Here is a 20,015-nt window from a genome sequence, read left to right on the forward strand (position 1 = left end):
AATGTTTGAAGAGTTAGTAAAATCAGAGCTGGAATTTGTTGATAAAGTAATCAGAAAGGATTTGGGATCACAAGTTCCTCTAATTAATACGGTTGGTGAGTATATTATTTCGGCTGGTGGCAAACGGATTCGCCCGTTACTTACAGTAATGTGTGGCAGAATGCTTGGCAATTCTTCTGAATTAATCTATAAAATGGCGGCAATGATAGAGTACATTCATACTGCAACTCTATTACATGATGATGTAGTTGATGAGTCTGGTTTACGCCGTGGACGTGCAACCGCAAATGCGATGTTTGGTAATGCAGCCAGTGTTCTCGTGGGTGATTTTATTTATACTCGCGCATTTCAGTTAATGGTTGAAAGTAATTCACTTAAAGTGCTTAAAATCATGGCAGATAGCACTAATGTTATTTCTGAGGGCGAAGTATTACAGTTATTAAATATTGGGCGTAGTGATTTAACTGAGGTGGAGTATTTTAAGGTAATCGAAAGTAAAACCGCGCGATTATTTGAAGCTGGAGCACGTGTAGCCGCAATTGTTAGCGGCGCGACGGTAGACATTGAAGATAAATTGGCCGATTATGCCATCTGCCTTGGCACAGCGTTCCAGATAGTTGATGATATTCTCGATTATAATAGTAGCTCGGAAGTAATGGGTAAAAATGTTGGTGATGATTTACTTGAAGGTAAAGTAACCTTGCCACTGATATTTTTATTAGCAACTGGGGATGCAAATACTAAATCATTAATTACCGCGGCAATCGATAAGCCAAAAGAAGCAGATATTGCGAAAATAGTTAATTTGGTGCTTGATAGTAATAGTCTTGATTATTGTCGGAAGCTAGCGCATGATTATGTATTGAAGGCAAAAGATGCATTAAAAGATTTGCCAGATAATAACTATCGTGATGTTTTATTTCATATTGCAGAACTAAGTATTGAACGAATCAAATAATTAGTTATTATTGAAAGAAATCTACTAATAGCTGGCTATATTTATCCTGATCAACTGGACCAATTATTTCACAGTGATGGTTTACATTGGAATTATTAAATATTTGAAACTGGCTTATACATGCGCCAGTTTTAGGTTCTCTCGCCCCAAATATCAAACGACAGATTCGGCTATTAATTATTGCGCCACTACACATTAGACACGGCTCAATAGTTACATATAGATCACAATCATTCAGACGAAAATTCTGTTTAAAATCTTGTGCTTCGCGGATAGCCTGAATTTCTGCGTGAGCAAGAATATCATTATGACTACGGGTCTGGTTAAAGCCCCTTCCGATAATCTGATTATTCTCAACAATAATCGCACCAATCGGAATTTCACTCGCACTTTTTGCCTGATGTGCCAATTCTTCGGCTATTGTAAGATAGTTATTAATTGTTTCAGGGGATAGTGGTTTATGGCGTGGAGGTAATTTTCTAAATTCTTTAATCAAATCTGACTTTAAATCTTCAGTCAGATCTTTATATTCAATCTGCTTAATAAGCGAATAAAGTATAAATAATTCCTTAAAGCTTATTCCAGATAAAAATAATCTTAATCGGCTAAAAGCCTCCAAATAACCGATAGCCATTAATTCATCAAGATTATTAATCCCAATCTGACCAAGCTTAGTTTGTAAACTCCTACTTATTTGAGGCATTTATTCATCGATAAAAAATTCAACTTGTTCCCAACTACCGACAGAATTTCTTTTGCTGGCAAGTCGAGTTTGCCATGAGCCAACATGTAGTTCTAGCTTATGCCCATCGGGATCACAAAAATATAGTGATGCACCTTCAGATTTATTTGATTTAAAGATATGCGCGCCAGAATCAATAATTCGCTGACTTAGATTATTGAAATCCTCTTCTTTTACATCAAAAGCAAAATGTGTATAATCCTCGCGAATATGCTTTTTTTCCATTTCCTGATTAAGGCAGAACCATGTTTCTCCAGCGAGAAAGTATGCGCCCTGATGCCAACGGCAAAGAGGCTTGAGTCCAATTATATTGCGATAGAAGTCAAAAGAACGTGTGATATTTGTTACGCTTAGAGTTATATGATTTATGCCTTGAATCATGAATAATTTTCCTTAGTTGGAATGATCCAGAATAATCTGCCATTTATTACCAATTTTCTCAAAAATCAACGAGGTAACGCCGTTATATTCTTTACTCTCAGTTGTTAGATGCCACTTACCAGTTAAATAAGCGTGAGTACTATCAATTGGGTTAATATCTTCTACCGTAATTTGCAGATGCCCCATCCCTTTTTTATCATCACCATATTTTTTCTTATAGTGATCATAAGAATTTTGCCAACCATAAATAAATTTATCACCAGAAATAAACAGGGTTTTATCACTATGTACATAGCCATCCATAAAACATTCTAGATCGCCATTATTCCAACATTTTACTGATTTAGTCATTGCGGCAGTGATCTCGCTTTGAATTTTCTGATTTTGTTGCGGCGTTAGTTCTTTGGCAGAAACATTTGCCGAGATTATTAGGCTTGTACAAATTAATATTAGTATTTTTTTCATAAAATTTCCTTAGAAAACCTAGATTGAACCAGCCAAACGAAAGCCAGAATTTACACTTATTGTTGAGGGTACTGTCACTAAACGATATGATGATTGCAAATATGGTGGTGTTGATGTCCATGCTCCGCCCTTAATGCTGCGATAATAAGAAACACTACCATCCATGTCTGTCCATTCCCAAACACTACCATTTTGGTCAAAAGTACCATAATAGCTGATGCTATTTATGAAAGTACCGACATTAGTCAGATAAGTTTGGCTTGAAGAATATAACATTGATTGCGGTACTGAATAGCCAGTTGTGGCATCGGAGAGAAAATTTGCTGCATTTGAGCTATCTCCGATTATATTTGACGGTGTAGTATTATGTTGGGTCGCAAAAACATAGTAATCCCGACCATTAAAAAATGCCGCTTTATACCATTCATTTTCAGTTGGGATATAGTATGTTGGGGCTGCATTGGTATTTGGATTAATTGTATTTCTAATAACTGTAGTACCAGATTTTTTACCATTTAGCGTATATGCCCCATTTTCGGTTGTACCAGCGCTTTCATTACCATTGGGTTGTCCGTTAGCCATCCAGTTAGCAAATCTAGCGGCACTAAACCAGCTTACTCCAGTAACAGGCATATTGTTACTGCTAATGTCACTTTCACTACTTGTGTTCATAACGCTATATGAATAATTGCCACTACTACCGCTACGACCGATTCCCTGAATATTTGGGATAGTCATACTTGAATTCCATAGTCCATAGGGGTCAGATTCGCTTGCTACAGCATTTAAAAATTCAGTATATTGTCCAATAGTTACTTCATATTTGCCAATTTGATAGGTATAGGCAACCCCTCCAAAACCTGTTTTATCATTGCTATTTCCAGGATTACCAATGACAACCATATCATAAATAACCTGTGCTTGGACTGGAACAAGACAAAATCCGACTAATGTCAGCAAAATAGCCTTTTTACTGGAATTATAGCGATTAAAAAATCTGGATATTTTCATTTGAACTCTCAACATAAATAGTTATTGTGCTGGACTGGCAAGACGAAAGCCAACACCATTATCGGTTTTATCTGGCACATTGGTATTATATATCGTAGCTTGCATTGAATAAGCACCGGAAAACCAGTAGCCACCAGCAAGTCCCCGATATGGCGCGGGATTACCATCTAGATCATTCCATTGATAAACATTGCCATTTTGATCAAAGGTACCATAATAGCTACTACTATTAGTAAATGCTCCAACATCAGTTAGATAGTTTTGAGTTGCATATAAATAAGTTGGTGATTGCGTAACACTAAATGTTGAGGACGGAAAATTATTTGCCTGATTTGGTTTATCGCCAATTACATTTCCCGGTGCAGCATTACTTTCAGTTGCATAAAGATAATAGCCACCAGCACCATTATTGAGTTTGGGGCTATAGTAAGCTGCTTTATACCACTCATTGTATTTTGGGATATAATAACTTGGAGCTTTACCAGTATTGGGATTAATTACGTTTTTAGCAATAGCATCACCCGTAATTGCACCATTGAGATTATATGCACCATTTTCAGTAGTCGTACTATCTTCTACTCCGACTGGCTGACCATTAGCCATCCAGTTAGCAAAACGCGCAGCATTAAACCACGTGATATACGTGATCGGGCGATTACCACTATAGCCGCCATTATCCATCACTGTATAACTATAGTTACCTTCGCTACCACTTCTCGTTATTCCGGCTGAATTAAGATCGGTTGCCATTCTTTCATCGTAGAGAAAATACTTGTCAGTTTTGGCAACAGCATTTAGAAATGTTGCATACTGGCTAATCGTTACATCATATTTTCCAATTTGATATATATAGTCAATCGAACCAATCCCAGTTAGTGGGTCATTTGGATTATTCGGGTTAGCTATAGTTACAAGCGGATAATTAATTTGTGCTATAGTGGAACTGCTACTTCCTCCCTGAGAACAGGCGATTAAAGGAATTGAAAGGGCTGTTAATTGTCCTAATATTGACATGTATTTTTTGATTTGCATGTATATTCCTACAAGGATAGTTTATTTCCAGATATTATACTTGTTATTAATCACCCATTGGGTTTCATTATCCGTAAGATACCAAATTAACCAAACCCGACCTTGATAGTCTGGTTGGATGGCAACAGGCTGATTTATGATATTATAAATGTAATTTTGTACTTGATTATTATTATCCTGATCTCTTAAAACTGAGGCTGGGGTCATTTGCATCGTTGCCGATGATAAGAAGAATAATCCTAACATAGAGCTACCCCAATTACTAGGGATCTCCTGAATTGTAATTTGTGGATAATTAACGGATTTTAAGATAGCGTAAATAGTGTTTGCTGGAAATTCACGACCTAAAGCTTCAGTATTAATACTATATAGTACCATCAAAAATATAATTATCTTACGCATGGCTTAATTTAAGAAAAACTGGATTGAGGTTACAATCCGTACTTTTTTGCTAATATTCTGAGTATCATTGACAATCGCACCATCTGGGGAAGAAATGGTAAATACGCCTTGGGATGCAGATTTAATCTTACCAACCTGACTACCGGTATTTTTAGCAAAAGTTTCTGCTGCCTGTTTGGCATTCTGGGTCGCTTGATCGAGCATCGTAGCCTTGATGGTATTAAGACTATTATAGAAATAACTGATACTATTATTATTTACGATTACTCCTTGATTTACCAGTTCACCCGCATTCTGACTGACTTTTGCTACCAAATCAACATTGCTGGTAGTAACGCTAACGCTATTACTTATTTGGTAATGCGGAAGTTTCTCATTATTGTTTCCGTATTGATTTGCCCAATTATCGATAACGCTAATAGTTCCTTGCTGGATATCCTGCTGCTTAAAACCATTTTGCAGCAAGAAATCAGTAACTAGTTTCTGATTCTGGCTAATGGTTTTATTTAATGGTGCCAAAGTATCACCACTGACCGCAAAATTGATACTCCAAGTTGCCAAATCTGATTTTACAGTTTGTTCGGCAAGACCTTTTACTTCTACCGAACGATCAAAATTACGGAAATACTTTATTCCATTACCAACGAAATAACCACTGCTGGCAAGACCCAGACTTACTATAATTGCAATAACTAATTTATTCATTGAACTACCTTTAAAATAGAGTTATATATGGTGATCCAGCCTAGATGACTGGAATTATTTAAAATCTTTATGGGCAATAGATATAAATGCTAGCAAAGACATAGATGCAAAAAATATTGAACTAACTACAATGCTATGGCTTGGATTTAATGGTAATTTACCTACAAACCATGAACCAAAACCAGCAAAAATATACTGTAAGAAGCTGAGTAGTCCGATAGCCATTGCGCTCTCTTCTTTGAAATAGTGGGTAACCTCTACCTGAATCGGCGGATTTATAAATGCAGTTGAGATTCGCGTAATTAATCCACCCATTGAAATAATAGCTAAAACCATTAGCTTGGTATCGGAAATAAGGCTAACTATCATGATTAAACTAGCAATAAGTGCAATAACTATTCCAGCTTGAACAATTTTTCTTGGTGACACTCCGCGTTTATTTAAGTAGAGCATTATCTTATTTCCTAATAAATATCCCATAGCAATTGCGGTAAATATAAAGGAATAATAAGTATGATTAACATGGTATTCGTTGATATACATATAGCTTGACATAGAAATAAACGCATAAAATGAGGCAAATGCGCCACCAATTACGATAGCAAATTTAATAAATACCTGACTCTTTAGCACGCAGATATATGAATTAATTATTTTGCTGATATGAAAGTTTTTCCGGTTTTCTTCCATGTGTAAATTGCTCTCACGAATTAGTCTTAAACTTATGAGCACAAGGATTACTAAACTTAACCCAATCGCAATAAAACAACTGCGCCAGTTAAAAATACCGATAATCAAGGAACCAAGTACTGGAGCTATCGCAGGTGAAATAACTAACCCCAATACAAATAATCCGGTAATATGAATCTGTTCTTCGCGATCATAAACTTCTTTGATAATCAGGCGTGAAACTACATATACCGCACCACTACCAATTGCCTGCAATGCTCTTAAGAGTACGATTAGGTATAGATTGCTACTAATTGCAATAAGAAAAGAAGCTACGATAGATACGATCAAGGAGTAAATTATTGTCTTCTTACGTCCAAATAGATTACTGATAACACCCATAATAAGAAATAAAAATGCTTGGGTATAAACATAAACAGTAATACTCAGATTCATCTTATCTGGGTTGACGCCAAATTCACGAGCCATATCTGGTAAGGCTGGTAAATAAATATCGGTACATGCCTGAGTTATGAATAATAAAGCAATGAGTAGCCAAATTAAATTTTTCTTATATTTTTGTAAATCCACCTACTTCCCTCCTATTTGTAGCTACTGTTATTTATCTTTTATTTGGTAATATTAAGTTGCCTGCCAAGCTTAAATGGTGTGCAAAATATGAATTATCTTCTTGTAGTTATTTTTGATTCTGCTACATAGAAAGCATTATTCATGGTAAATTATGCAAGTAGCACTTTTTTACGTCTAGAATTGTTAATTAAGTGCTAAAAGTTTAATTTACGGATTTCATTTGCAACCGAGACAAACGATGTATTCCCTATATGGAAGTGTCCTTGGAATGGGCGATCAATCTCTAGAATAAGCCATGCTGATGATAGGATGATCAAATTTTGACTAAATAAAGCGAGAATAGTCAGTCTAAAATTACGATTACTACGATTGCTGACACATCCATTCCAGAAACAGATTAGTATTAGTAGAATAATGAAAAAAATTAATAAGACTCCATTTAGTTCACCATTTACAAAATCAAGCCGTTCTGTGCGATAGCCAACCAGTTGATTCAATGCATTTGACATTTGCTGGTAGGACATTTGATCTTGGATGGTTTCGGTAGGGATGTCCCTATATACGGTTTGCATTAGTTTGCCAAACTGGGCTTCGGTTTGATTGCTAATCTGTCCATGTTCAAGGAACTTATATTCATCATTTATAACCGAATCTAGATAATTGATGATGGATTGGCGTACTTCGTAACGTGAGTTTTCATCATGGATAGTTTTGCTAATGCTATAGATGTTTAATATTGCGTGTGCTTCATTTTCACTGGCAAGAGCTAGTTCATCCAGAGTTTGCCAATTAATTGCAATCCAGAATGCCATAAATAGTGTACCAAAGGTTAGACTAGTTTGTTGAGCAATACTGATTATTTTGAAAGATTTTCGTTTAGTTAGGAATTTTCGGCGAATCCAGAAGCCGAATATACTGATGCAGCCAAAGATTATGTAAATAAGAAATAAAGCAGCTAGTACGGGTAAATCATAAAACCATGCTGGCATTTTCTAACTCATTAAAAATTGGGCAATACGTTTAAGATGTTCTTGTCGATATAGGTATGGTGAATGTCCAGCATCTTCAATAGTCAGAACCTTTGTTTGCGGTTGGAGATGCTGCATTTTTTCAATGGTTGATTCAAGTAATAAGTCAGAGTTAATACCATGAATAATCAGCGTTGGATGGCTTATTCTTTTCCAGAACTCCCAAAGATCAATATTCCCATTGCTAAGCATTCCCTCTGCCAAACTTGCTGCTACTTTTCGATCTCGCTTTAACTCCCAGCGACGGTTGCTATTTTTTTGGAATGAATGACTAAACATGTGAAGCCATACACTATCATCATAAATGCCATCATTTAACGAATATTGACGATAATAATTACAAGCCTCTTCAAAGCTGCTGAAATCAAGATCTTCACCGCTATAAGTAGCAATGCGGATAATTCCTGCGAGTTCAACTTCTGCGCCGATGTCATTTAAAATTAGCTTGTTGAATTTATTTTGAGGCATACTTGCAAGCATCAAACCCATGGCTCCGCCAAGAGAAGTGCCGATGCAATCAATGTTTTTTAATTCAAGTTGTTCGATTAGTGCCGTTAAATCAGCGATGGTACTGTCTAAATTATAACCTCGACCATCTTGCAAATAGCTACTATTTCCGCGACCTGGTAAATCGGGTGCAACAATATAGTAATCAAATTTTAGAAAGTATTCCGCAACATAATCAAAGTCACGCCCATTCCGGTTAAGCCCATGCAGACATAAAAGTGTTTTTTTTGCATCAGGATTTCCCCAGCTTGAATAACTAATCCGGTATGATTCAGCGTAAATATTTTGCCGCTCAATAAAATTGGTTTGCATGCGCATCTATTCCAAACTTATTTGTTCAATTAATATTTCCAGAAGTTAGACTGGTTTGGCAAAAAGATCATAATCTTGTGCTGCCAGAATTTCCACATCAATAATATCACCTGGCTGAATATCTGGATATTGACCAAGATTTTTAATATAAATTAGTCCATCAATTTCTGGGGCATCATATTTACTTCGTCCTGTAATTAATTTTCGGCTAACCTCATCAATAATCATAGGCATGATTTGCCCTACTTTTGCCTGGAGTTTCCCAAAGCTGATTTTTTGTTGATGTTGCATAAACCTTTGATAGCGATCTTCCTTCACTTCTTCCGGAACATGGCTTTCTAATTGATTGGCAGGGGCACCTTCGACTTCTGAATATTTAAAACAGCCAACTTTTTCAAGCTGGGCTTTATCCAGAAAATCAAGTAGCATCTGAAAATCTTCTTCTGTTTCACCGGGAAACCCAACGATGAAAGTACTTCTGATTGCAAGTTCAGGACATACCGTACGCCATGCAGCTATCCGCTCCAGCAATCCATCTACATTACCTGGACGTTTCATTGCTTTCAGAACTTTTGGACTTGCATGCTGAAAAGGAATATCAAGATAGGGTAGTAACTTGCCTTCAGCCATTAATGGAATAACTTCATCAATGTGTGGATATGGATATACATAGTGAAGACGCACCCAAACACCTAAATTGCTAAGTTCTTTGCAGAGGTCTAAAAATTTAGTTTTTACAGGTTTGCCATTATAAAAACCTGTAATATATTTCTTATCCACTCCGTATGCGCCAGTATCTTGTGATACTACTAGTAGTTCTTTTACTCCGGCAGCTACCAGCTTTTCAGCTTGGGAAAGAACATCCCCAATCGGATATGAGTCGAGCTTTCCCCGCATGGTTGGGATAATACAAAAGGTGCAAGTATTATTGCACCCTTCTGAAATTTTCAGATAGGCATAATGTTTTGGAGTTAGTTTTACACCTTGTGGTGGAACGAGGTCAGTAAAGGGATCATGAGGTCTTGGTACGTATTTATGTATAAGATTCAATACTTCTTGTGTGGCATGAGGACCAGTTACACCTAATACATTTGGATACTGAGTTTCAATAATGCCTTCTTTGGCACCCAAGCAGCCAGTAACAACCACTTTGCCATTTTCATTTAATGCTTCGCCAATCGCATTCATAGATTCTTCTACTGCTGAATCAATAAATCCACATGTATTGACAACTACTAGATCTGCATTTTCATAACTATTAACAATGTCATAACCCTCAGCTTTTAGTGAGGTCAGGATATTTTCCGAGTCAACCAGTGCTTTGGGACATCCTAAAGATACAAAACCAATGCGTGCCATTTATTTATTTGCTTCCTTTATTAAACGGAAATTGCATCATGTTGATGAATTTTTCTGCTTGGGTACTAAATTGCTCATGTACCTGTTCTTGCATTTGAAGAAAATTACTTGTGCTATTACTTATGTAGTCAAAAATGTTCTGTTGTAGTTGCGGACCATGATCATGCAGAAATGTCTTCCACAACTCCATACTTGATGGCAGTGATTCTTTAGGGTAGGTTGCCTTTAGTTGTGTGTAAAATCGTTTCTGGGTTTGCCTTAATAGGTCAATACTTTGTTCAAGAAATGGGCTAATTGCTGACTGAAATGATTTACCGTAAAAGCGGATTATTTGCACCAGAAAGTCATTTGAAAAAATCGGAGTTCGGTTTGCCTCTTCATCTAGAATTATTTGTAACAATACACTGCGCGTAACATCAATTCCAGTTTTTACATCGGTAACGATGACGGTATCACCATCAATAATCATTTGCTTAATATCTTCCAATACAATATAGGTACTGGTCGCAGTATCATATAATCTGCGATTCTGATATTTCTTAATAATCCTTGTCTCACTAGGTTTTTTCATAACTGATTCATATAGCCGAAAAATATTAATAAAAAAATAACTTGACAAATTATGTTGCGGTGCACAATAATACTGCCTGTAGGAGAGTAATATACATTATATATTTGGATTATAGCATAATAATGCGTATTACCCGAAAGTAATTTCAAATTCTGGAGGATATAAAAATGTTGAAAAAAAATGAACAATTTACAGCTGAAACTCAAAAAGCTATCGATACTGCAATGGATTTAGTATCTGCTTCAATTACAAGTGTAGAAAAATTAACACACATACAATTGGAAACTTCACGTCAAATTCTTGAAGAAACTTCAAAAGCAATTAAAGGTTTGACTAGTGTAAGCGATCCTAAAGAAATGTTTAGTCGTATTAATGCTATGGCTACTCAAGCAGTAGAAAAAAATCTTGCTTCTGCTCGTGATGTTTATGAAGTTGTAAATGAAGTTAAAGCTAAAATCAGCAAAGCAGCTGAAGATAGCATGCATAATATGCAACAAGCGGTTATTAGCTCTGTTGAAGGTGCATCACAATTAAATCCTAATGGTTCAAATTTTGCCGCAGATGCTCTTAAAGGCTGGATTAATAATGCAAATCAGGCTTTAGCTGCGATGAATAAAGTTGCTGCTCAAGTTAGTGAGTTTGCAAATAATAATATCAATGCTGCAACTAAAGCAACTGTTGAAGCTGCTAAAAAAACTGCTGTTAAAAAGTAATCTTTTGATTATATAAACTCAGTTATTCTTTTTAGGGTATGTAAATCACACCAAAAAACCTACAGTAAAATGCTGTAGGTTTTTTTATTAGATAATTGATACACTCTTCTCTAATCTTGGTTCTTGGTCAATATACGACTCTCAAGATAAGAATTCATTTGACCTCCAGGTTTTTAAATATTGCCATATAATGTCAGTTGTTACATTAATCTTTTATGATACAATATTCAAATATCAATTCAAATTAGAACCAGATAAGCATGAAGTATAGAAGTAAGCTATATATTTCTTTAGTGGGAACTGCAGTTGTAAGTACTGCGGTTGGATTAAGTATTACCTATTTTCATGTAAAAAAGCTCATATTAAAAGAGCTACATAGTAAAGCTACGTCTATTGCGGCTACAGGTGCTGCATCTGTTGATCTTAATTCACTACTTCAGCTAAAGAAAAATCCTAGCCAATACTCCAGTGGCTATCTTGAAATTCAGAAGGAGCTTAGGGCGGTTCGTGATATAAATCGAAGAGATGATATTTACGTCAAATATGTCTATATCCTACAACCTGTAGATTTAAAAAGTGATGAATTTTCCTATCTGGTAGATGCAGAGGAAAGTAATAGCAAAGATTTTTCGCCACCGGGCGAGATCGCCAGTGAAGTGGTTAAAGCAAAATTAAATAAACATGTGAAACAATTATATTCTCCATCGCGATTTATTACTGATGAGTGGGGTGACTGGCTGATGGGGTATGCTCCGATTTTAGATAGTAAGGGTAACTATCTTGCTACGGTTGGGGTTAATATTTATGCATCAATGATAACAGCAAAGCTTAATAGATTATTTATTTTTGGTTTATTTTCTTTTGGAATAACTCTTGTTTTAGCTTTAGTTGTGGGCTGGTTTCTTTCGCGACATGAAACGGAGTCATTGGACCAGTTGCATCGGGGAGTAAAAGCAATCGACAAAGGTGACCTTAGCCAGAAAATAAATATTTCCGGAGATGATGAATTCTCAGAGCTTGCAAGGGAAATTAATAATATGGCACAGGGGTTACAGGAGCGTGAACGACTTAGGCTAAGCTTTACTCGCTATGTCTCGCAACATATTATGGAATCAATAATAAAGTCTGAGGATAGTGTGAAACTAAGTGGGGAACGTAGAAAAATCACTCTGCTATTTTCGGATATCCGACAGTTTACTAAGCTATCTGAGAAGTCAAATCCAGAGCAGGTTGTTTCATTACTAAATGAGTATTTTTCAGTGATGGTTGATGTGATTTTTAGAAATCATGGAATGTTAGACAAATTTCTTGGTGATGGCATCATGGTTGAGTTTGGTGCTCCATTAGATGACCCTTTGCAGGAATACCATGCTGTCAAAGCGGCACTAGAAATGCAGGATGAATTAGCTACACTCAAGAAACGGTGGTTACTGGAAGGGAAGCCCCAAATTGATATTGGGATTGGGATTCATACGGGGCTGGCGGTAATTGGAAACATTGGTTCGGAGAAGCGAATTGATTATACAGCAATTGGTGATACGGTTAATGTTGCTTCGCGGCTTGAGCAATTTACGAAGCAGTTGAAAGTTCCATTGTTAATTAGCGAGGCTACAGTTGCTGCTGTCAGAGATCAGTTTAATTTTACCGATCTTGGTGCGCATGTTCTTCGTGGGCGTACTGATCCAATTTCAGTCTATACTATTGAACGAGCAGAATTTAATCAAATTTAAACATTAGATTCATAAAAATCACATTTGCCCAAGTTACATTGGTTTCAAAGTTCTTATAACGTAAAGAAGTTGTTAATCCAATAAATGGCAAAATAATTGGTGAGTCGCCAGTCCAAGATGGTTTAACCAGAATTTGTGGGCTATATCCCAAGCCCCATTCAAAATTATCACTATCCATTATTGGATGGAATTTTTGATACATATAACCAACATGGGCTTCTGGTTTCCAGTAAGAGTCAGAAAAAGCGATTGCAAAAAGGGTGTATTCTTCATGTGTGTCTGTATTATACCAAGAGCGACCATAACCTAGACCATAAGGAATTTCATTAAGTCCTTGCGGGTCTTGAGGCGTTTGTTCTGATACCCCAATCGGCCAATGAGCGGCAATAGAAGTATGGTAAGCATAGCCACTTACCAAAATGGCATTTTTACCCTGACTTTCAGCCATGACTAATCCATGACCTATTTCGCATAGCCATTGTGTCCCAGTACCACAAGCATATGCATTATTTGCAATAGAAATTACAAATAAAGTGATAAGTATCCTGATTAATAATCGCAGCATTAGTAAATATTCTCAAATTCAAACCCGGTATTTTAGCATAGAATGATGATTTTATCCATGCTTATATCCCTATAAAACAGGCTCTTTTGTGATGAGTTCTAGAAGTTTTGAAAATATTAGAGGGCGTACAAAGTTGATTAAAGTTAAGTATCCAATTATTCAGGCACCAATGGCAGGTGGAGTTGTTACAGCTGAATTGGTCGCTAGAGTATCAAATAGCGGACTTCTGGGAAGTATTCCCGCGGGTTATCTTAGTAAGGAGAGTCTAGAAGACTTTATAATCAAAACCCGTAATTTAACTTCTGCTCCAGTAATATTAAATGTTTTTGTTGAAGATTATCGTGAGACTTCTATTATTTCTCCAAAGCCACAAAGGATCATTGAGGCAGAGAATAGGCTAGGTTTATCATTAGAAGAGTCTTTTATTATTCCACCAACGCTTCATGTTAATGATTATCTTGAACTGGCGATAAAGTACGCAATTCCAGCAGTTAGTACAACTTTTGGTCTATTTTCACCAGAAGTAACTGCATCATTTCAACAAAATGGTATATCTGTATTAGCAACTGTTACAAATCTTGAAGAGGCGTATCTAGCTAAAAAACATAATGTTGATGCCTTGATCATACAAGGTAGTGAGGCTGGTGGTCATCAAGGGAGTTTTTTATCAACTACAAATGCAAATCAGTTTACTACGCTAGAGCTAACTAAGCAAATTCGAGAATCTAATCTTGGGCTTCCTTTAGTCGCTGCTGGCGGTATAAATCTACAAAATATTTATCAATACTGGAATGCTGGAGCTGATTTTCTTCAGTTAGGAACGTTATTTATGCTAAGTGATTGTGCTGGGATAAGCTATGAACAGCAAAGTTTTATCTTGAATAAACCGAGCTTGGCAACTGAATTAACCAAAGGAATTACTGGCAAATGGGTAAGAAGTATTAAGAATGAGCTATTTAACTACCTTGATTTTCCAGATTTTAATTATCCAGCACAGCATTATGCCAGTTCAAGACTACGTGCAATGGCAAAAAATAGTGGTAACTTTGAATGGGCTGGCATTTGGCTTGGTCAGCATGATAAGTATCAGTTTATTGAAACTGATAAATTGATAGTAGAGTTACAGCATAAGTATCTGGAATACATTAATGGTCTATAAATTTTCCAGTTGAGATTGAAGGTCAAGCCATTCCTCTTCAGCCTTATTTAATTCAAGGTTCACTTGTTCCTGCTTGCTATTAATCGTAACTAACTCTTCTAAATTACCATTCTGATTCGCCTGCTCCAACTCGGTAGTTAGCTTATCTAGCTGACCTTGTAATTTTTCCATGAGTTTCTCGGTCTGTAGAATATCATGACGTAATTTATTGGCTTGCTTAAATGTAGCCGCTACATCGCTAGGCTTTTCTTTCTCCATTGATGGCTTGAGTTTATTGCTAGTTTGCGATTCTTCTTTTTTTAGTAGATAGCTTTCATAATCATCCAAGCTACCAGAAAATGGCAGCAATTTATTATCTTCTATCAGATAAAAATCATCGGCAACACCTTGTAGCAAAAATTTATCATGTGATACCAGTATTACTGCTCCTTCAAATTCCTGTAAGCTGGTTGCTAACTCCTCGCGCATTTGCATGTCTAAATGATTGGTTGGCTCATCCAGAAATAATATATTTGGCTTAGTCAAGATTATTGACGCCAGAATCAAACGGGCTTTTTCACCACCAGAGAATTTGCCAACAGATTCTTTACTTTTATCAGCGTTAAAACCGAAGCGTCCGAGATAATTATAAATTTCCTGTTCGCGCATCGTTTTATTGGTATTATGGATAATACTAAACGGAGTATCATTATCTGTTAGTACTTCGATGGTTTGTTGGGCAAAATAACCAATCCTGATTTTGCTATTCATCTCGACATCACCGGATAGTAGGCTACCACCTTCGATAATAGCCTTGATAAGACTAGTTTTCCCTTTGCCGTTACGCCCAAGTAACCCGATCCGGTCACTAGTAAAGATTTGCAAATTTACTTTATCTATTAAAGTCTTATCCGGATAGCCAATTTTTGCATCAATAACTGTTAAAAGAAGGTCAGAGGTATATTCGGGAGTGAAAAAATCGATGGAATAATTACGTTCACTATTAAAGGTTGGCGAGAAACGCAGCTTTTCTATCATTTTCATTCGACTTTGCGCCTGTTTGGCTTTGGTTGCTTTGGCTTTAAAGCGGTCAACAAAACTCTGCAAATGATCTATTCTCGCTTGGGTTTTGGCAGCAGTTTTTTGTTCTAGCTCCAGCTGTTCGGCGCGAGTACGTTCAAAAGTTGAATAATTGCCATTATAGAGGGTTAATTTTTGATTGGCAACATGGACAGTGTATTGGGTAACATTATCAAGAAACTCTCTATCATGAGAAATGATAATTGCTAAGCCTTGATAGCTTTTTAGCCAATTTTCAAGCCAGATTACCGTTTCAATATCCAAATGGTTGGTTGGCTCATCAAGTAATAGCAAATCGCTTGGGCAAAATAGCGCTTTGGCAAGATTTACCCGCATCTGCCAACCACCCGAAAATTCATTTAGTGGACGTTCGGCATCTTCTGGTTTGAATCCAAGATTTACCAATAGTTTTTCTGCTCGTGGCCTTAGCTGGTAATATTCGGGTAGATCGGTATGATCTTCGCGATAAATATGGTGGGCATTTAATACATATTCTATAATCGCAATATTAACATCTTCTATTTCTTGCTCAATGTAGCTGATTAACGTGCCAGCAGGAATTGTGCAGTCACCAGATTCAGGATGATTTTCCCCGAGAATCAGTTTAAAAAACGAGGTTTTCCCTGTTCCATTTTGTCCGACCAGTCCAACGATCTGGTTCTTATATAATTGTAGGCTAGAATTATCAAGAAGTTTTTTATTGCCATAGGCCAAAGTAAGATTTTTTACCGAAAGCATAGAATATATTATCCATTTTATTTTATGGCAAGATTGTAGCATACCTCAAGATCTTTCAATTTTGAGGTAGATAGATTTGTGCTTATTTTTTTAATAATTCAGCATCATCAACTAGATATTTTGATTTATCAAGGCAGAATGAAATCAAAAATTTATCTTTATGATAATGAATTTTAACTTCTTGGCGGGTATTCATTGCTTCTTCAATAACTTCTCTTGCACTAGAGTTAGTTACATAAAAATCAAAACTACCTGCCATTGCGCCATCGCCATTAGAGAGTCCACCACGAACTATACTCCCAACTATATTCCGACACCAAAAGCCTTCTTTGCCAAGCTTGGTTGGGATTCCAACCTTCTCGCCACTTTCTGTCTGAATACATCCAAGTAAGCTAAAACATAACAAAGATAATACAATCTTTTTCATCAAAATTCTTTCTTAAAATATAGGCTAATTTATAATTCTACGGGCATAGGCAAAATGATTTTTATACCAGCCTTTAAATTCACGGATTTTAACGCCACTACCATGATCATCAATAATATGGTTTGGATCAATATAAATCACAACATGGGAAATTCGGCTATCATCAATGGTGCGAATAAATAATAAATCCCCAGGTTGTAGCGGCTCGTTCGGAGATAGTATCCGACCTGCGGTATCTGCCTGTTTTGAAATATCACTATTTATCTTTATGCCAAGACCATAATTATATACCCATGAGGTAAAATTGGAACAATCAAGTCCAGCACCACTTCCATTGTCAAATTCGGGGATATGATGATGTTTATAAGGTAGGCCAATATATTTTTCGGCAACGGCAACAATTCTTTGTTGCTGCCATTTGACAGGGTCACAATCGGCTGGGATTTGTGGTGCTGGATAACTAGCTGGCTTGGGTCCCCAGCTATCACGGTAGTTTGGACTTTTATATTCGGATAAGCTATCACGCCAAGCAAAATCGCTAGTTACACTAGCCTGATAATTGCATTCAGCATATGTATTGAAAACACTTATCAATAGGCAAAAAGGGAGTAGTTTCTTAATCATGCTTTATTCTCCAGATGACTTATTTGCTAAAATTGGCTCTATATTTGGATCATTGATTTCTTCATTGTCTAAGGTCAGAATATTTTCCAATTGTTCACTATTTAATCTGGCTTGAGTGATGTAGTCGTCATTCATTTTTCCAGTATAGTAAGGTTGCATTTTTAGTAATTGCTCCATATCTAGCTGTCTAAAGTCATTCGCAGCTAATTCTGCTTGCTTGTTACTTGCTCCAAGAAATTTAAAGCTGGCAATAGCAGTATTTAATGCACTATCAAAAGTTTCACGGTAAATTTCTTCAGGTTTAAATCCCTGATTTAGCGCCTCATATACATCAGTTCGGCTTCTAACTCTTAATATTATTTTGACATTAGGATAACTTTGTCTTACCAGTGTTGCTATTTTTAGAGCCTTAATGCTATCATCAATTGCAATAACTAGTAGCTTTGCAGTAGCCAAACCTGCTATTTCGAGTAGATCAAGCCGCTCTGCATCACCATAGAAAACTTTATGTCCAAATTTACGTACCGTATCTACCTGATTTGGATCAATATCTAATATGGTGCTTTTTACTTTATTTGCCAGCAAAAAACGTCCAATGATTTGTCCAAAGCGGCCAAAACCAGCAATAATTACTGGATTTTCCTGATTAATTACATCTGGCGCCAATTCTTGATTTGCTGGTGCTAGTAATCGAGTAATATATTTTTCATAAATAATCATGATTAATGGTGTTAATAGCATTGATATTGCTACAACAGCAACCAGTTCTCGGGCTAACTCAGTTGCAAATATATTATTTTGGCTAGCGTATGAAATTAGTACAAAACAAAATTCGCCACCTTGTGCCAATGTTAAGGCAATCAGCCAGACATCTTTACCTTGTTTACAGATTAGTTTAGTTAGGATAAATAACACTAAGAATTTTATTACCATCAATGCCACAACAAGGATAAATATTAAAACTAGGTGATTGGCAATTATTGTAAAGTCAATATTGGTTCCAACAGAGATGAAAAATAACCCCAGTAGTAAGCCCTTAAATGGCTCAATATCAGCTTCCAGTTCGTGCCGATATTCGCTCTCAGCAAGGACTACTCCAGCTATAAATGCCCCCATGGCTGGTGATAACCCTACGTAGTTCATTGCAAGTGTAATTCCAATAATCAGAAGAAGTGCCAGGGCAGTAAACGCTTCATTTAGTTTTGAAGTTGCAATGAATTTAAAAACTGGTCTTAATAGATATTTACTGCCTAGGATAAGGGCAAATAAAATTATGGTTATCAATAGTGCTTGTTGTAGATGAGAAAGTTTATCTGGTGTTGTAGTTGCTACCTGATTACCAAGTAAGGGGAATATTGCTAACATTGGGATTACTGCAATATCCTGAAAAAGTAGTACTGCAAAAATTGTGTTGCCTGCATCGAGTTTTATCCAGCCTTTTTCTTGTAGCATTTGGAGAACTATTGCAGTTGACGAGGAGGTAAATATCATTCCTAGAGCAAATGCTGAATTTAATGGTAAGCCACATAAAATGGCAAGAATTGTGATTACTAGAGTTGTAACTATAACCTGTAGCCCCCGGTTACGAGGAGGGGTTTTCTTAATTCCCAAAGCATTGATGGGCGTAATTCTAGTCCAACCAAAAATAACATCATAACGACACCAAATTCGGCAAAATGCATGATGGTTTCGGTATGATTGCCAACTAAACCAAATACGTAAGGTCCAATTATGATTCCGGCTAGAAGATAACCCAATACCGAGCCAAGTCCGAGGCGTTTAATAATCGGTACAGTTATAACCGCGGCAAGAAGGTAGATGAATGCTTGAAAAAATATTTGAGTGTTATCCATTGTATTAGCATCAGAAAATAAAAATTATAGTTGGCATTTTTTTGCCGAAAATGAATGTGTAAAATAGTATATAATGTTAGCCTTCAAATATTATACTATTAACATTTTTACCTAGAGGAAAATTATGAAAAAATTATTGATTGCTTTAGCTGCGGTTTCTTGTATTTCTACTGCATTTGCTGAAAAAGTAACTACAGTTGATTTTGATAGCACAAAAATGGAATGCCATGGTCAGCATATTGATGATGGTATTAGCAAAGATAAAGTTAAAGATATGCACTGTAAAAAATATCAAGACAAAAAAACAGATGTAGTGTTTGTTGATGATCGTTCTAAAAAAATGGTTGATTGTAAAGTTGACTCAGTTGGAAATATTACTTTGGCTAAATGTACTTCAATCTAATTAGCTTGTAG

General features: G+C 36.3%; 23 protein-coding genes. 5 read left to right on the forward strand and 18 right to left on the reverse strand.

The genetic code is table 11. From position 1 onward, the window contains the following. The first annotated feature begins 1 nt into the window (after position 1). The gene (locus CUN60_RS01545) at positions 2–958 is read left to right on the forward strand and encodes a polyprenyl synthetase family protein (protein ID WP_102950341.1); all 957 of its coding nucleotides are present in this window, start codon (positions 2–4) and stop codon (positions 956–958) included. Positions 959–965: 7 nt separating this feature from the next. Here the strand turns inward: CUN60_RS01545 and CUN60_RS01550 are convergent, their stop codons facing one another. From CUN60_RS01550 to phaR, 12 genes are all read right to left on the reverse strand, one after another. Beyond that, entirely contained in the window at positions 966–1,661 is a 696-nt protein-coding gene (locus CUN60_RS01550) for a tRNA-specific adenosine deaminase (protein WP_102950342.1), read from the reverse strand. Further along, positions 1,662–2,081, reverse strand: a complete 420-nt coding sequence (locus tag CUN60_RS01555; protein ID WP_102950343.1) for a VOC family protein — start codon at positions 2,079–2,081, stop codon at positions 1,662–1,664. 12 nt (positions 2,082–2,093) lie between these two features. After that, positions 2,094–2,546: a YybH family protein gene (locus CUN60_RS01560; RefSeq protein ID WP_102950344.1), complete on the reverse strand. Its 453-nt coding sequence runs from the start codon at positions 2,544–2,546 to the stop codon at positions 2,094–2,096. An 18-nt stretch (positions 2,547–2,564) separates the two neighbouring features. Next, on the reverse strand, positions 2,565–3,557 hold the full coding sequence (locus tag CUN60_RS01565) for a formylglycine-generating enzyme family protein (RefSeq protein ID WP_158649239.1): 993 nt from the start codon (positions 3,555–3,557) through the stop codon (positions 2,565–2,567). Between the two features lie 21 nt (positions 3,558–3,578). Continuing rightward, on the reverse strand, positions 3,579–4,589 hold the full coding sequence (locus CUN60_RS01570; RefSeq protein WP_102950346.1) for an SUMF1/EgtB/PvdO family nonheme iron enzyme: 1,011 nt from the start codon (positions 4,587–4,589) through the stop codon (positions 3,579–3,581). A gap of 21 nt (positions 4,590–4,610) precedes the next feature. Next, the gene (locus CUN60_RS01575; RefSeq protein ID WP_102950347.1) at positions 4,611–4,991 is read right to left on the reverse strand and encodes a hypothetical protein; all 381 of its coding nucleotides are present in this window, start codon (positions 4,989–4,991) and stop codon (positions 4,611–4,613) included. A 3-nt stretch (positions 4,992–4,994) separates the two neighbouring features. Continuing rightward, complete coding sequence (locus CUN60_RS01580) at positions 4,995–5,696, reverse strand: SIMPL domain-containing protein (protein WP_102950348.1); 702 nt, start codon at positions 5,694–5,696, stop codon at positions 4,995–4,997. Positions 5,697–5,750: 54 nt separating this feature from the next. Continuing rightward, positions 5,751–6,956 (reverse strand): MFS transporter, encoded by a 1,206-nt coding sequence (locus CUN60_RS01585; protein ID WP_102950349.1) that lies wholly within the window; start codon positions 6,954–6,956, stop codon positions 5,751–5,753. A 194-nt stretch (positions 6,957–7,150) separates the two neighbouring features. Continuing rightward, complete coding sequence (locus tag CUN60_RS01590) at positions 7,151–7,945, reverse strand: bestrophin-like domain (RefSeq protein WP_102950350.1); 795 nt, start codon at positions 7,943–7,945, stop codon at positions 7,151–7,153. Between the two features lie 3 nt (positions 7,946–7,948). Continuing rightward, the gene (locus CUN60_RS01595) at positions 7,949–8,803 is read right to left on the reverse strand and encodes an alpha/beta fold hydrolase (RefSeq protein WP_158649240.1); all 855 of its coding nucleotides are present in this window, start codon (positions 8,801–8,803) and stop codon (positions 7,949–7,951) included. 45 nt (positions 8,804–8,848) lie between these two features. Further along, positions 8,849–10,162, reverse strand: coding sequence for a 30S ribosomal protein S12 methylthiotransferase RimO (gene rimO / locus CUN60_RS01600; RefSeq protein ID WP_102950352.1), 1,314 nt, complete (start codon positions 10,160–10,162; stop codon positions 8,849–8,851). Between the two features lie 4 nt (positions 10,163–10,166). Beyond that, positions 10,167–10,733, reverse strand: a complete 567-nt coding sequence (gene phaR / locus CUN60_RS01605; protein ID WP_102950353.1) for a polyhydroxyalkanoate synthesis repressor PhaR — start codon at positions 10,731–10,733, stop codon at positions 10,167–10,169. Between the two features lie 167 nt (positions 10,734–10,900). Between phaR and CUN60_RS01610 the strand changes: the two genes are divergently transcribed. Both CUN60_RS01610 and CUN60_RS01615 read left to right on the forward strand, forming a co-directional pair. Beyond that, on the forward strand, positions 10,901–11,446 hold the full coding sequence (locus CUN60_RS01610; RefSeq protein ID WP_102950354.1) for a phasin family protein: 546 nt from the start codon (positions 10,901–10,903) through the stop codon (positions 11,444–11,446). A 260-nt stretch (positions 11,447–11,706) separates the two neighbouring features. Next, positions 11,707–13,176 carry an adenylate/guanylate cyclase domain-containing protein gene (locus tag CUN60_RS01615; protein WP_102950355.1) on the forward strand — a complete coding sequence of 490 codons (1,470 nt, stop codon included), beginning with the start codon at positions 11,707–11,709 and terminating at the stop codon, positions 13,174–13,176. Here CUN60_RS01615 and CUN60_RS01620 read toward each other — a convergent pair. Then, positions 13,163–13,741 (reverse strand): hypothetical protein, encoded by a 579-nt coding sequence (locus CUN60_RS01620; RefSeq protein ID WP_102950356.1) that lies wholly within the window; start codon positions 13,739–13,741, stop codon positions 13,163–13,165. The two genes, CUN60_RS01615 and CUN60_RS01620, sit on opposite strands and share 14 nt — an antisense overlap. A gap of 133 nt (positions 13,742–13,874) precedes the next feature. Here CUN60_RS01620 and CUN60_RS01625 point away from each other — a divergent pair, with 133 nt between their 5' ends. Continuing rightward, complete coding sequence (locus tag CUN60_RS01625) at positions 13,875–14,900, forward strand: NAD(P)H-dependent flavin oxidoreductase (protein ID WP_158649241.1); 1,026 nt, start codon at positions 13,875–13,877, stop codon at positions 14,898–14,900. Here CUN60_RS01625 and CUN60_RS01630 read toward each other — a convergent pair. The 5 genes from CUN60_RS01630 to CUN60_RS13290 form a co-directional block, all read right to left on the reverse strand. Beyond that, a complete protein-coding gene (locus tag CUN60_RS01630; protein WP_158649242.1) occupies positions 14,895–16,697 on the reverse strand; it encodes an ABC-F family ATP-binding cassette domain-containing protein in 1,803 nt (600 codons plus the stop codon). The genes CUN60_RS01625 and CUN60_RS01630 overlap by 6 nt on opposite strands. Before the next feature lie 82 nt (positions 16,698–16,779). Continuing rightward, positions 16,780–17,124, reverse strand: coding sequence for a hypothetical protein (locus CUN60_RS01635; protein WP_102950359.1), 345 nt, complete (start codon positions 17,122–17,124; stop codon positions 16,780–16,782). A gap of 24 nt (positions 17,125–17,148) precedes the next feature. Further along, positions 17,149–17,748: a C40 family peptidase gene (locus tag CUN60_RS01640; RefSeq protein WP_102950360.1), complete on the reverse strand. Its 600-nt coding sequence runs from the start codon at positions 17,746–17,748 to the stop codon at positions 17,149–17,151. Between the two features lie 3 nt (positions 17,749–17,751). After that, positions 17,752–19,359: a cation:proton antiporter domain-containing protein gene (locus CUN60_RS13285; protein WP_222593282.1), complete on the reverse strand. Its 1,608-nt coding sequence runs from the start codon at positions 19,357–19,359 to the stop codon at positions 17,752–17,754. Beyond that, positions 19,311–19,601, reverse strand: a complete 291-nt coding sequence (locus CUN60_RS13290; RefSeq protein WP_222593283.1) for a cation:proton antiporter domain-containing protein — start codon at positions 19,599–19,601, stop codon at positions 19,311–19,313. The genes CUN60_RS13285 and CUN60_RS13290 overlap by 49 nt, the downstream gene beginning before the upstream one ends. A 124-nt stretch (positions 19,602–19,725) precedes the next feature. Here CUN60_RS13290 and CUN60_RS01650 point away from each other — a divergent pair, with 124 nt between their 5' ends. Next, positions 19,726–20,004, forward strand: coding sequence for a hypothetical protein (locus tag CUN60_RS01650; RefSeq protein WP_102950361.1), 279 nt, complete (start codon positions 19,726–19,728; stop codon positions 20,002–20,004). Positions 20,005–20,015 lie beyond the last annotated feature (11 nt).

It is taken from the genome of Aquella oligotrophica (genome assembly GCF_002892535.1).
Taxonomy (GTDB): domain Bacteria; phylum Pseudomonadota; class Gammaproteobacteria; order Burkholderiales; family UBA11063; genus Aquella; species Aquella oligotrophica.

What these genes read in the sequence shown, in the direction of transcription:
- CUN60_RS01545 (WP_102950341.1), top strand. Translation starts at nt 2, where the DNA reads ATGTTTGAAGAGTTAGTAAAATCAGAGCTGGAATTTGTTGATAAAGTA.
- CUN60_RS01550 (WP_102950342.1), bottom strand. Translation starts at nt 1,661, where the DNA reads ATGCCTCAAATAAGTAGGAGTTTACAAACTAAGCTTGGTCAGATTGGG.
- CUN60_RS01555 (WP_102950343.1), bottom strand. Translation starts at nt 2,081, where the DNA reads ATGATTCAAGGCATAAATCATATAACTCTAAGCGTAACAAATATCACA.
- CUN60_RS01560 (WP_102950344.1), bottom strand. Translation starts at nt 2,546, where the DNA reads ATGAAAAAAATACTAATATTAATTTGTACAAGCCTAATAATCTCGGCA.
- CUN60_RS01565 (WP_158649239.1), bottom strand. Translation starts at nt 3,557, where the DNA reads ATGAAAATATCCAGATTTTTTAATCGCTATAATTCCAGTAAAAAGGCT.
- CUN60_RS01570 (WP_102950346.1), bottom strand. Translation starts at nt 4,589, where the DNA reads ATGCAAATCAAAAAATACATGTCAATATTAGGACAATTAACAGCCCTT.
- CUN60_RS01575 (WP_102950347.1), bottom strand. Translation starts at nt 4,991, where the DNA reads ATGCGTAAGATAATTATATTTTTGATGGTACTATATAGTATTAATACT.
- CUN60_RS01580 (WP_102950348.1), bottom strand. Translation starts at nt 5,696, where the DNA reads ATGAATAAATTAGTTATTGCAATTATAGTAAGTCTGGGTCTTGCCAGC.
- CUN60_RS01590 (WP_102950350.1), bottom strand. Translation starts at nt 7,945, where the DNA reads ATGCCAGCATGGTTTTATGATTTACCCGTACTAGCTGCTTTATTTCTT.
- CUN60_RS01595 (WP_158649240.1), bottom strand. Translation starts at nt 8,803, where the DNA reads ATGCAAACCAATTTTATTGAGCGGCAAAATATTTACGCTGAATCATAC.
- rimO (WP_102950352.1), bottom strand. Translation starts at nt 10,162, where the DNA reads ATGGCACGCATTGGTTTTGTATCTTTAGGATGTCCCAAAGCACTGGTT.
- phaR (WP_102950353.1), bottom strand. Translation starts at nt 10,733, where the DNA reads ATGAAAAAACCTAGTGAGACAAGGATTATTAAGAAATATCAGAATCGC.
- CUN60_RS01610 (WP_102950354.1), top strand. Translation starts at nt 10,901, where the DNA reads ATGTTGAAAAAAAATGAACAATTTACAGCTGAAACTCAAAAAGCTATC.
- CUN60_RS01615 (WP_102950355.1), top strand. Translation starts at nt 11,707, where the DNA reads ATGAAGTATAGAAGTAAGCTATATATTTCTTTAGTGGGAACTGCAGTT.
- CUN60_RS01620 (WP_102950356.1), bottom strand. Translation starts at nt 13,741, where the DNA reads ATGCTGCGATTATTAATCAGGATACTTATCACTTTATTTGTAATTTCT.
- CUN60_RS01630 (WP_158649242.1), bottom strand. Translation starts at nt 16,697, where the DNA reads ATGCTTTCGGTAAAAAATCTTACTTTGGCCTATGGCAATAAAAAACTT.
- CUN60_RS01635 (WP_102950359.1), bottom strand. Translation starts at nt 17,124, where the DNA reads ATGAAAAAGATTGTATTATCTTTGTTATGTTTTAGCTTACTTGGATGT.
- CUN60_RS01640 (WP_102950360.1), bottom strand. Translation starts at nt 17,748, where the DNA reads ATGATTAAGAAACTACTCCCTTTTTGCCTATTGATAAGTGTTTTCAAT.
- CUN60_RS13290 (WP_222593283.1), bottom strand. Translation starts at nt 19,601, where the DNA reads ATGGATAACACTCAAATATTTTTTCAAGCATTCATCTACCTTCTTGCC.
- CUN60_RS01650 (WP_102950361.1), top strand. Translation starts at nt 19,726, where the DNA reads ATGAAAAAATTATTGATTGCTTTAGCTGCGGTTTCTTGTATTTCTACT.